The 12,317-nt window shown below is 34.6% G+C and carries 9 protein-coding genes; 8 read left to right on the top strand and 1 reads right to left on the bottom strand.

Going from position 1 to position 12,317, the window contains the following annotated elements; genetic code table 11:
- The first annotated feature begins 64 nt into the window (after window positions 1-64).
- Complete coding sequence (gene hemL, locus C7958_RS04470; protein WP_111571473.1) at window positions 65-1,366, top strand: glutamate-1-semialdehyde 2,1-aminomutase; 1,302 nt, start codon at window positions 65-67, stop codon at window positions 1,364-1,366.
- Window positions 1,366-1,818: a sirohydrochlorin chelatase gene (locus C7958_RS04465; RefSeq protein WP_111571472.1), complete on the top strand. Its 453-nt coding sequence runs from the start codon at window positions 1,366-1,368 to the stop codon at window positions 1,816-1,818. Before hemL ends, C7958_RS04465 begins: the two co-directional genes overlap by 1 nt.
- A gap of 65 nt (window positions 1,819-1,883) precedes the next feature.
- Here the strand turns inward: C7958_RS04465 and C7958_RS04460 are convergent, their stop codons facing one another.
- Entirely contained in the window at window positions 1,884-2,702 is an 819-nt protein-coding gene (locus tag C7958_RS04460) for an aldo/keto reductase (protein WP_111571471.1), read from the bottom strand.
- 182 nt (window positions 2,703-2,884) lie between these two features.
- On the opposite strand from C7958_RS04460, the gene C7958_RS04455 reads away from it, so the two are divergent.
- From C7958_RS04455 to C7958_RS04430, 6 genes are all read left to right on the top strand, one after another.
- Window positions 2,885-4,267, top strand: coding sequence for a DUF2254 domain-containing protein (locus tag C7958_RS04455; RefSeq protein WP_111571470.1), 1,383 nt, complete (start codon window positions 2,885-2,887; stop codon window positions 4,265-4,267).
- Window positions 4,268-4,350: 83 nt separating this feature from the next.
- Complete coding sequence (locus C7958_RS04450; RefSeq protein WP_111571469.1) at window positions 4,351-4,872, top strand: type 1 glutamine amidotransferase domain-containing protein; 522 nt, start codon at window positions 4,351-4,353, stop codon at window positions 4,870-4,872.
- A gap of 73 nt (window positions 4,873-4,945) precedes the next feature.
- Window positions 4,946-7,690: a cation-translocating P-type ATPase gene (locus tag C7958_RS04445; protein ID WP_111571468.1), complete on the top strand. Its 2,745-nt coding sequence runs from the start codon at window positions 4,946-4,948 to the stop codon at window positions 7,688-7,690.
- 66 nt (window positions 7,691-7,756) lie between these two features.
- Window positions 7,757-9,211: a GntR family transcriptional regulator gene (locus tag C7958_RS04440; RefSeq protein ID WP_111571467.1), complete on the top strand. Its 1,455-nt coding sequence runs from the start codon at window positions 7,757-7,759 to the stop codon at window positions 9,209-9,211.
- A gap of 237 nt (window positions 9,212-9,448) precedes the next feature.
- Window positions 9,449-10,738 (top strand): IS110 family transposase, encoded by a 1,290-nt coding sequence (locus C7958_RS04435; protein WP_111571466.1) that lies wholly within the window; start codon window positions 9,449-9,451, stop codon window positions 10,736-10,738.
- A 438-nt stretch (window positions 10,739-11,176) separates the two neighbouring features.
- Window positions 11,177-12,316 (top strand): baeRF7 domain-containing protein, encoded by a 1,140-nt coding sequence (locus C7958_RS04430; protein ID WP_111571465.1) that lies wholly within the window; start codon window positions 11,177-11,179, stop codon window positions 12,314-12,316.
- The last annotated feature ends 1 nt before the right edge of the window (window position 12,317 follow it).

Genomic DNA, 12,317 nt, shown 5'->3' with positions numbered 1-12,317 from the left:
AGTTGAAAATTAGTGAGCTAAATTTTTAGATTCTCACGCATGTTATCAGCTAAGGAGTGGTTTTATGGGAGATCATAGAAAAAAATCAGCTAAAGCTTTTAAAAAGGCCAAAAAAGTAATTCCCGGTGGTGTTAACAGTCCTGCCCGGGCATTTTCGGCTGTAGAAATGGATCCAATTTTTATTGAAAAAGGAGAAGGAGCCTATCTTTATGATATTGACGGTAATCAGTACCTGGATTATGTTAATTCCTGGGGGCCAATGATTTTGGGCTATAATCCGCCTCAGGTAGTTAAAAAATTAACAAAACAGTTAAAGAAGGGAACCAGTTTTGGGGCACCAACTGAAATTGAAACAGAAATTGCAGAATTAATAGTATATTTTTATCCGGCAGTAGATAAAGTGCGAATGGTTAATTCGGGAACTGAAGCTACCATGAGTGCTATCAGGCTGGCCCGGGGATATACAGGTCGAGATAAGATTATCAAACTTGAAGGCTGTTATCACGGACACGGTGATAGTTTATTAGTTGAGGCAGGATCTGGAGTTGCTACTCTAGGTATCAAAGGCAGCCCGGGTGTGACTGAAAATACTGCTAAAGAAACTATAGTAGTACCTTATAACGATCAGCAGGCTGTAGAAAAAGTTTTTACGGAATATGCTTCTGAGATTGCAGGTATTATTTTAGAACCGGTAACCGGGAATATGGGAGTTATTGCCCCTGAGCCAGGTTATTTAGATTTTTTAAGAGAAATCACCCGCAAAAATGGGGCCCTCTTGATTTTTGATGAAGTGATGACTGGTTTTCGTCTGGCCCGGGGTGGGGCTCAGGAACTCTACGAGATTGAGCCTGATATAAGCACCTTTGGTAAAATTATCGGTGGCGGAATGCCTGTTGGTGCCTATGCTGGCAGAGAAGAAATTATGGATTATGTTGCTCCTGCTGGTCCGGTTTATCAGGCAGGAACTTTATCAGGTAATCCAATGGCCATGCAGGCAGGGCTGGCTACTTTAAAGGAGTTAAAGAATAAAAAGATTTATGCTCAGCTGGAAGCAAAGGCAGAAAAACTGGAAAAAGGATTTAAAAAGAATATTGAAGAGCTTGAATTTCCAGCCTATTTTAATCGAGTTGGCTCAATGTTTACTTTATTTTTTACTGAGAAAAAAGTTGAAAACTATCAGGATGTCAAAAATTGTGATTTAGATCTTTTTGCAGCTTACTTTAAGGAAATGATTAAACAGGGGATCTATCTCCCCCCATCTCAATTTGAATCAAATTTTATTTCTACAGCTTTAAGTGAGGCAGATCTAGACAAAACAATTGAGGCTAATTATCAGGTTTTAAAAAAATTGAAGGCGGAATTATAATGGGCATAAAAAAAGTATTAGTTGTTGTCAGCCATGGGAGTAAACGTCAGGAGAGCAACCAGGAATTTAAAGATTTTATTCAGGAGTTAAATGAAATCAATTCTGAAAGCAAAAATGGAGACGAATTTGGCTCTTTAGCAGTAGTTAGTGATGAGATAGGAAGATCGTCGGCTTTAAGCAGCCAATACGCTGAAATTAAAGGTGCCTGTCTGGAATTTGCTTCTCCCCAGCTGGAAACAGTGATTGAAGATTTAATGAAGGAAGGATATGAGTACTTTGATATTTTACCTCTTTTTATCTTTGCTGGCTACCATGTAAAAGAGGATATCCCAGAGCGGATGCAGAAGCTTAAAAATAACTTTGAAGAGCTTGATTATAAGATTTTAGATCATCCAGCTGCTGCTGATGATTTTGCACCTTATATTTTTGCCCATGCTTTAGGTCAAAAATAGTAAGAGTAGTAAGTACCGGGTACCTGGATATTATATCCAGGTACCCGGTACTTAAATACAGAACTTTAATAATCAAATTCTCCCCATTCAGGATTAATAATCCGATTATTTTTATTTAACTGATCCATTTTTTCTCTCACTTCAGCTGGTAAATTCCAGTCAAAAAGATCGAAATTGCTTTCTAAATGTTCTCTGGAACTTGCTTTAGGAATAGCTACAATATCCTTATCAATCAACCACTTGAGAGTAAATTTAGATGCTGATTTACCATATTTAGCAGCCAGCTCTTTGATCACTTTATTTTCAAAGACTTCTCCTCTGGCCAGCGGACTGTAAGCAGTAAGTACAATCCCATTTTCCTGACAGAAATCAAGTAGCTGCTTCTGATATAGTGTAGGATGAAATTCTACCTGATTAACTGCAACTAAGTCAGGATAAATTTCCATTGCATCTTTAAGGTGATTTATGGTAAAGTTGCTGACCCCTATATTTTTGGCAAGTCCTTCCTCTTTAACTTCTTTTAAAGCCTTTAAACTTTCTTCTAAAGGAATATCTTTATTGGGCCAGTGGATTAGAATCAGATCAAGATATCCAATGTTCAGCTCCTCTAAAAATCTTTGAGTATCTGTTTTAATATCTTCATAATGTAAGTTTTCTGGTTTTATTTTGGATGTTATAAATAATTCATTTCGATCAATTCCACTTTCTTTAATTCCTCTGCCTACAGCCTGATGATTATTATAACCATCTGCAGTATCAATGTGATTATAGCCTATCTCAACTGCCATTTTAACTGAGTCAACACATTCTTGACCTCTAAGCTGCCAGGTTCCTAATCCTAAGAGCGGCATCTGGTCACTTGAATTTAATTGAACATATTTCATTTTATCATCCTCCTAGTTCTAACTTTTTTTACGCTTTGAATTAATTATAGTTAATTTAATAATTATTATCAACTTTTAATAAGAAAAAGGATATTTAGTAATTTTGTTGAATTTAAATGGTAGAAGATAAATTATAATTTTTAGCTTATTAAAATGATAATAATAGTAGGGATGTGTCAGTATTGAAGTTCAAATTTATGCATAATATAGAAAATAAAATATATTTCATACCCTCAATTTATGCAATTTCTGCTGCTTTAGTTTCCATTTTTGTTATATTTATAGAACATCAATACAGCAGCAGTCTGGTTAATGTGCTGCCTTCATTTTTCTTTACTTCTTATGACCTTTCTAAAACAATTTTATCTACCATAGCAGGTTCTTTATTTGCAATGATTACGGTATCTTTTTCAATGATTATGGTTGTGCTGACAATGTATTCTTCTCAGTTTTCACCCCGAACAATGCAGGATTTTCTAAAAAACAAGGTAACCTTAAAAGTATTAGGGGTTTTTCTGGCTGGTTTTATCTATTCAATGTTAACTTTATTGTTCCTTAATGACAGCCTGCAGGGAAGTGGAGAATCGATTATTTTTTCAGCAATGATTGGAGTTATTGTTGCTATTGTCTGTCTGGGTTATTTTGTTTATTTTATTCACCATGCAGCTAATTCAGTTCAGGTTAATTTATTGATTGAGAGTCTTAAAGAAGAGGTTATTGAGATTGTAGATAAAACCGAAGCAAGAAATAATAGCAATGATCAGATTCGGAATGATCCTCCGGATGATTTAAAAGAGATGCTCGATCGGGAATTTTGTGAACTTCACCCTGAGCAGAGTGGTTATATTCAGGTGATTTATGATCTTGAACTGACCAAACTGGCAGATGAATATGATATTATAATTAGGGCCGAAAAAATGATAGGAGATTATATAACTGAAAATACTATTGTATTTAAATTCTGGCAGCTAAATGAAGAAGCTGAAAAATTTTCAGAAGAAAAGCTGAAGGAAATAAAAGATGAAATTCGTGGTAATCTGGTAATTAGTAATGAAAGAAGTAAGAAAAATGATATAGAGTTTGGCCTGCTAAAGTTAACTGAAGTTGCTTTGAGGGCGATTTCTCCGGGGATTAATGATCCCAATACCGCCATTTTTTGTATTAACCAGCTGGGCTGGGTTTTATCCAGGATTGCAGTTGCTAACTTAGAAAATACTTATTATTATAATGAAAAAGATGAACTCTGTTTTATTTTGGAGGATATTTCTTTCTGGGATTTACTTTATAAAACCTTTTACCAGCTTACTCATTATGGAAAACAGGATGTTTCAGTTGCAGGCTCGATAATCGACGCTCTGATAATTATTGCAGAGGGTAGCCCGCAGGATATTAAAGATCAGGTCTGGAAATTCAGTCATTATGTGCTGGGAGGCTTTGATAAAAATGTACTGGAACAGGAGGATAAAAAGTTTTTAAACCATAAGATTTATCGTCTGGCAAAAGAGACTGGGCATAAAGAAGAGCGCGAAAAATATTTTCAGGTTGAGAATTTTAAAATTAATTAGTAAATGGCGAACTTTAAATTTTATTCAAGAATGTTATTATTATATTTAAGTACTAAAATAATACAACTAAGAGGTGAGTTAAAGTGAAATTAAAAGGTAAGAATATTGCAATGTTAATTGGTCCAGGCTATGAGGATTTGGAGTTCTGGGTTGTATATATGAGAATGAAAGAGGAAGGTGCCAGTGTTGATGTGATCGGAATGGAAAAAAATAAGGAATACAGCAGTAAACACGGCTGTCTGACTAAAAAAGCTGATTTTACAGCTGCAGAAGTTTTAGATGAAGATTATGATGGAGTATTGGTCCCAGGGGGCTGGACTCCTGACAAGATAAGAAGAGATGATAATATTGTAGAATTAGTTCGGAAAAACTATGAGGCAGGCAAAATTATTGGTTTAATCTGTCATGCAGGTCTGGTTGGAATATCTGCCGGAATAGTTAGTGGAAAAGCTACCGGTTCTGAAGGAATTAAGGATGATATTATTAATGCCGGAGGTAGTTGGGTTGATCAGCCTGCCTTTAGAGATGGTAATATTGTCTGGGGCAGAGTTGTTAAGGATATTCCAGATTACTGTCGGGAACTGGTTTCAGCACTGGCTGAATAGTTGAGTTAGAATTAATTTAAATGTAAATTTGTATTGTTAAAAAATTACTTCAAAATATATAAGAGGTGATCAAATGCCAGAAAAAGAGTTTTATAGAAAAAAAGCTAAAGAGGTCCTGGATGAGCTTGGGACTTCCAGAAAAGGATTAAGTCAGTCTGAGGCCCAGAAGCGGCTGGAGCGGGATGGAAAAAATGTTCTGCAGGCCACGGCTAAAAAATCGTTAACAAAAATTTTCCTGCTGCAGTTTAAAGATGTACTGGTGATTTTGCTTTTAGTAGCAGCAGTGATGTCTTTTGCAATTGGCAGTTATCGTGATGGAACAATTATGGTTATTATTGCGGTAATTAACTCAGTAATTGGTTTTAGACAGGAATATAAAGCAGAAAAAATTATGGATTCTTTAAATAAATTGGTTAAATCTCCTTCGAAAGTGATTAGAGATGATCAAATTGGAGAAATTTCTCAGGAGGAACTAGTGGTAGGAGATATTATCAGCCTGGAAGAGGGAGATAAAATTCCAGCTGATCTAAGAATTATCGAGTCATTTAATTTAAGAACGAATGATGTTTCTTTGACCGGGGAATCAATGCCTCAGGAGAAACAGTCTAATCATATTGAGGCTGAAAGAACTCTTGCTGACCGAGATAATATGGCCTATCTGGGAACAACAGTTGCCTCTGGTTCGGCTAAAGGAGTAGTAGTCAGAACCGGTATGGATACTGAAATGGGTAAGATTGCTTCTATGACTCAGGAAGAAGATAAATCAAAATCTCCTCTGCAGTCTGAGCTGCAGTCAGTGGCCAATAAAATTGCTGTTTTTGCAGTAGTTATTGCGCTGGCTTTATTTGGAATCAGCATCTATCAGGGCTATGGCCTTGATTTTGCCTTAATTTATGCTCTTGGTATTGCAGTTGCTGTGGTGCCTCAAGCTTTACCAATGCAGGTTACAGTTGCTCTTTCTCAGGGGGTTGACCGACTGGCAGGAAAGAATGCAGTTGTTAAAAAGTTATCTTCTGCAGAAACTTTAGGTTCAACCAATGTTGTCTGTACTGATAAAACTGGAACTTTGACTAAAAATGAAATGACAGTTAAAAAGGTATATTTTGACGGAAAAGAATATGAGGTAACTGGACTTGGTTATCAACCTGAAGGAGAATTATTAGGAGAAGATGGGGAACCGCTGACTGAGGAAGAGATTGCAGAAATGGAAATTATTTTTGATGCTGCTACTATGGCTTCTAATGCAGAAATTCATGAACCTGATGATGAACATCCGGGCTGGTATGCAATCGGTGATCCGACAGAAGCAGCTTTAATTACACTTTCCACAAAACTCGGTACTCGTTCTCCAACAGAAGATGAGGATAATCCTGAATTACATGAATTCAGTTTTGATTCTGACCGCAAAAGAATGAGTTCAATTAGAGAATTTGAAGATGGAAATTATCTTAAGATGAAGGGTGCATTGGGAAGTGTACTTTCTGTTTCTAAACATATTCTTAAAGATGGAGAAGTAGTAGAAATAACTGAAGCAGATAAGGAAAGATTAAATAAGTTAAATGAGAAATATTCTAAAGATGCAATGCGTGTTTTAGCCATTGCCTACCGGAAGTTAGAAGATGAGGAGACGGACTATGTTTTAGAAGAAATTGAAAAAGATGTTATTTTTCTGGGTCTGGTAGCAATGATTGACCCTCCTAAAGAAGGAGTAAGAGATGCTATTCAGGAATCACATGCGGCCCATATTGATACCTATATGATGACTGGTGATCATGCGATCACCGCTCAGGCTGTTGGTAAAGAAATAAAACTTTCCATTGATGACGAGGATGTACCCGTCTTTACCAGTGAAGATTTAAACAGTATGAGTGAAAAAGAATTAAGAGAGATTATGGAAGAAAATGAATCACTTATTTTCTCCCGGGTTTCACCAGAGAACAAGTTAAGAATTGTTAAGAATTTAAAAGAACAGCAGAAAATTGTGGCTGTGACTGGAGATGGAGTTAATGATGCTCCTGCTCTTAAGAGTGCTCATATTGGAGTGGCAATGGGGCAGATGGGTACAGATGTATCTAAGGAAGCATCAGAATTGATATTACTTGATGATAGTTTTCCGACCCTGGTTTATGCGATTAAAGAAGGAAGAAATATTTACAATAACTTAAAGAAAACTGTTATTGCTTCTTTAACAACAAACGGAGCTGAATTAACAATTGTGCTTTTGGGTCTTTTAGCTGCCGCTGTGTTGGGAACACCAATTCCAATTCTGGCTATTCAGATTCTATCGATTGACCTGATAGCTGAGATTTTGCCACTTACAGCTCTGACTTTTGATCCGGCATCCGAGCATTTAATGAAGTCACCACCGCGAAAACAGGAAGATCATATAGTTAATAAGCACAGCTTTAGTGAGATATTATTTTTAGCACTGCTGATGGGTGGACTGGCCTTTACAAACTTTTATTTATTTATTAATGGTCAGGCAGAAGCAGTTAGAGAAGGTACCCAGCTTTATGCACGTGGTACTACAATTTCATTTTTAACAATCGCTTTTTCACAGTGGGTTAATATTATGTCCCGCCGTTATGAATACAAAAGTATTTTTAATAAGAATTTTTTCAGTAACACAAAAATGCTTTACTCTATCCTGATTTCAATTGTAATGGTCCTCTTAGTTATTTATTCACCGATTAATTCTTTTCTTGGTTTTGCAGGAGTAACTTTAGCTGACTGGGGTAGAATTATTTTGGCTGGTGGTATTTTTCTATTGGGTCATGAAGGTATTAAGTTTTTTAAAAGAAAAAATGAAACGGTTTAAACTTAATCATTTGCAAAATAAGAATTTTAATTAATCCTAAATGATAAAACATTGGAGGGAAGCAAAATGTTCGAAATTGATTTAAAACGAGATGGAGAAGAAAATTTATATACTCAGATTTATGAAGCAATTAGAGCGGAAATACTGGCAGATAAATATACTCCTGATACAAAGATGCCCTCTATTAGAAATCTTGCTTCCCGCCTGAATGTTAATGCTGAAACTGTAGTTAAAGCTTATGATTTACTGGCTGCAGAGAATCTAATTTATAAAAAAGAAGGCAGTGGGAGTTACATTGCTCCTGCTGCAGCTTTAAAGAGTAATGGGGATGATCAGCGGTTAAGAATTCTAACTTCCAAAACTTTTTCAGCACCACAAAAAACTATTGATTTTAGTGGGCCTGAAAATGGAGGAGAATTTTTAGAGGAATACGCCTGGGATTTAATTTTTGATCGTTTTTATTCAGAATTTAAGGGAAAGAGTTTTGGTAAAATAGTGAATCAGGAAAGCAGTTATTTTAAGCTTCTGCAGGAGCAGTATCAGAAAATAGAGAAAACTAAATTATATTATAGTTCCGCAGAACAGCTGCAGGATATTTTTAGGACAGTTGTTGGTCAAAACAAAGAATTATTATTTACCAAAACTAGTGATAGTTCCTTTTTTAGATCATTTTATGCAGAAAAATTTGAAACAAGCAGGGAACAGGAAGAAAATTCGGATTCAGTTGGAAAAAATAATATTAATTTGAGTTCTGCTGATTATGATAGTTTAATGGAATTTTTAGAAAATAACACTATTGATTATTTAATTATTAGTGATGAATCTGTAGGAGAGAGTCTGTTAGATTGGAGTCTTTCAAAACTTAAATCACTGCTTGAGCTGGCACAGATGCTTAAATTTAAAGTTATAATTTATGAGTATTTTGGACTCTATCAGAAAAATAACAAGATTCAGGAATTATTAGAGTCAAAATATAAAAATGAGATTATTTTAATTCAGGATCTTTTTTCCAGAGTTTTTCCTGGTTTAGAAACAGGGCTTGTCTATCTGGAAGTCGAGACTAAAAATAGGAAGAGAGAGTTAAATTCAAATTTAAAAAAATATCTTCTCCAACAGGTAATTAAAGAAAAAATATTTTCCGCTGGAGATAATTTAGTTAATAATTTATTGAGTTATTATCTTGATCATGGTTATTTAGAAAAAAGAATTAAATTTTTAAAGCAGCGTCTAAAAAACAGGAAATTACTTTTAAAAGAGGCGATTAAAGATCATTTTAGAGGCGTTGAGTCTGTAGAAACTGATTCTCTCTTTTATCTGAAACTAAAATTAAATCAAGAAATTAGTCAGCATGATTTTAAGATTTTTGCCGAAAAAAACTCTATTCTGCTTCCTGATTATAAGAATTTTTTGAGTGTTGAATTGAGTAATGAACTTATAATTTCAGCAGCAGCTTTAAGTCAGTTTTCTATAAAACAGGGAGTTATGGCTCTGGCAAAAATTTACTGGCAGTTTGTCAGTTAAAAAATTACTTTATATTTTTTTAATTTTTGATAAAATATAATTATAGAAAATTAATTAATATTTTCGAACATTTATTTTCTTGACTAAGAAGTCAGAAGTAGAGAGTAGTATATTTAAATCCAATAGGAGCATTCCTGTAATGAATAAAAATCAATATCGACAAAAAGATACCCCCTTGGTATAATACGGAGTATCAGAGGTCATTCTGATCTCTAAAAAACCAAGGAGGTATCTAATATGAATTATACTCAAAACGAAAAGATTATGCAAGTAAAAGTTTCAACACTGGTAGTTGGGGTGGATATCGCAAAGAACAAACATGCTGCTCGATTCTTTGATTTTAGAGGTATAGAATATGATAAGGCAATCTTTTTTGAAAATAATGAAGCAGGTTTTAAAAAACTTCTCAACTGGATTTCAAAAGTAAGTGAGAAGGAAAATAAAACTAATGTAATAGTTGGTATGGAGCCTACAGGACATTATTGGTTACCTTTAGAAGAATATCTAAGAAGAAAAACAGATTTTTTGAGGGTAGTGGTAAATCCAGCTCATGTTAAAAAGAGTAAGTCTCTTGATGATAACTCACCAACTAAAACAGACAGAAAAGATGCTAAAGTCATAGCTAAACTGGTAATAGATGGCAGATATTCAATACCACATATGCCGGAAAAAGAATATGCAGACCTAAGAATAGCAATGACTCACAGAGAAAGACTGGTTAAAGATATTATAAACCTTTCAAATAAAATTCAGCAGCTGATAGACAAATATTTTCCTGAATATCAAACTGTTTTTAAAAAATGGAGTGGAAAAGCTTCTATTGCAGTTTTAAAAGAACTCTTTTTACCTGATTTGATACTTGAAAAAACTGATGAAGAAATAGTTGAGATTTTCAAAAAGGGTGCTAATAGAGGTGTAGGTATTAAAAGAGCCAGAAAGCTCAAAAAAGCAGCTTTAAACTCAATTGGTATTAAAGAAGGTGGAGAATTCACCCGGTATGAATTAAGGAATTTACTTGAGCAGTATGAACTTTTAAACAACCAGAAGGAACTGCTTGAAGAAAAAGTAGAAAAGTTATTTAACAGTATGGAAGAAGCTAAATATATGGAGTCAGTAAAGGGTGTAGGGATAATTACAGTGGCTGGTTTTATTGCAGAAGTTGGGGATATAAATAATTATGATCATCCCAAACAGATACAGAAACTTGCAGGTTTAAACTTAAAAGAACACAGCTCAGGTAAGCATCTAGGTCAAACCAGAATAACTAAAAGAGGAAGACCTAAATTAAGAGCATTGCTGTACAGAGTAATGTTACCGATACTGGCTAAAAATCAGGAGTTTAAACAGCTGCATGAATACTATACTACTCGGAGGGATAATCCTTTAAAACCAAAGCAGTCAATGATAGCCCTGGCCTGCAAATTGATTAGAATATTTTTTGCACTTGGTCAAAAACATGTTATGTATGATGGTCAAAAGTTGATGAACGATATTAATAGAAATTTAGATTTACAGGAAGTAGCTTAAGTATTAAGTGTATTGTTGTTAATGTTTACTAAGTTTGTTGACTTAAGAAAGTTTGTTTAAAGTTGAGTAATAGAACTTTGAAAGAGGAAGACTGGATTAGCCGGAAATTATTTAAACCAAAAGGGCTTAACAGAATTTAAGACCCGGTATAGGAGCAGAGCCGGCCTCCACCCATGGGAAGGTAGAACGAAGGAATGTTGGGACATAGATCCTGGGAGATATGGGAGGTAAGACCGCCATGGTTATGTGGAGATCCAAAGCGACCATAGAGTAATTTTTTAGAAAAAAGATAGATTTTTTAATAAGGTCGTCTCTATATTTCCAGAAATTAATATTTATGCCTTAAGTTTCTGCTTTTCTAATTCAAAGAAAAATGAGAAACTGCGAATAAGCGAGTATTAAAGAGATAAACTTAATTTATAGAGGGAGGTTATAGATATGACTGAAATTAAACTGGATACTTTAAAAGACCTTATTCAATATCAGCAAAGTCCCTGTGTTTCAATTTATTTATCAACTAAGGCTGTGCATAATGGAGAATTTAAAAAGTTAGAAATTGAGTTTAAAAATCGGCTGCAGGAAGTTGAAGAGAAACTAAAAGAGCAGTGGGATTACAAGCAGCGAGAGGTTGATGAATTTTTAGAAGCAGCAGCTTCTCTAGCAGCTGACAGCAGTTTCTGGCAGCAGCAAAAAGAAGGGCTGGCAGTCTTTATTGCACCTGATAGATTCGAATATTTTAAATTTGCAGTTGATACCTATGATAAGTCATATGTAAGCCCTAATTTTAATCTAAAACAGTTAATTGCAGAGTCACATGATAATCAAAAATATTACCTTTTGGCTATGAGTCCCAAGCATAATCAACTGTATCAGGCTACCAGAAATGATATTGAAGAGGTTGAAGTAGAAAACTTACCTCTTAATATTAAAGAGTTTTTAAATCTGGATGATGAAGCAGCTGAGAAACATCAATCTGTTAATACGGCTGGAGGATCAGCAGTATTTCACGGCCAGGGTGGAGCTTCAGATGATGATAATGAAGATTTAATGCACTATTTAAAAGAAATTGACAGGGTTATTAATTTAGAACTCAAAGATGAAGACAGCTATCTTGTTATTGCTGCTGATGATAGTGTCTTTCCTCTATATAAAAACATTAATAATTATGATAAATTAGTAGAAGAAAATCTAAGTGGTAATGCAAAACAGATGAATAAAAAGGAATTAAGGGAAAAAGGATGGAAAATTGTAGAACCACACCTTCATGACTATTTAAAAGATGTTAAAGATAAATATTTAGAGCTGAAGTCAGGTGATAAAACTTCAGCCGATTTAGAAGGTATTGTTGAAGCTGCCCATTATAGTAAAGTTGATACCCTTCTGCTTAATAAAAAAGCCGAGAAGGGCGGAGTTTTTGTAGAGGCTGAAAATGAAATTAGAGTAATAGGTAATAACGAGGATTATGATCTTTATAATTTTGCTGCCGTGCAGACAGTTGAAAATGGTGGAAAAGTTTATGTTCTGGATAAAGAAGAAATGCCAGATGGAGAAGATATAGTAGCGATTTATAGATATTAAT

Origin of the sequence: Halanaerobium saccharolyticum, assembly GCF_003259895.1 — a bacterium.
GTDB lineage: Bacteria > Bacillota > Halanaerobiia > Halanaerobiales > Halanaerobiaceae > Halanaerobium > Halanaerobium saccharolyticum_A.
Note: the sequence above shows the minus strand (reverse complement) of the source record. Positions and strands in the feature narration are given on the sequence as shown.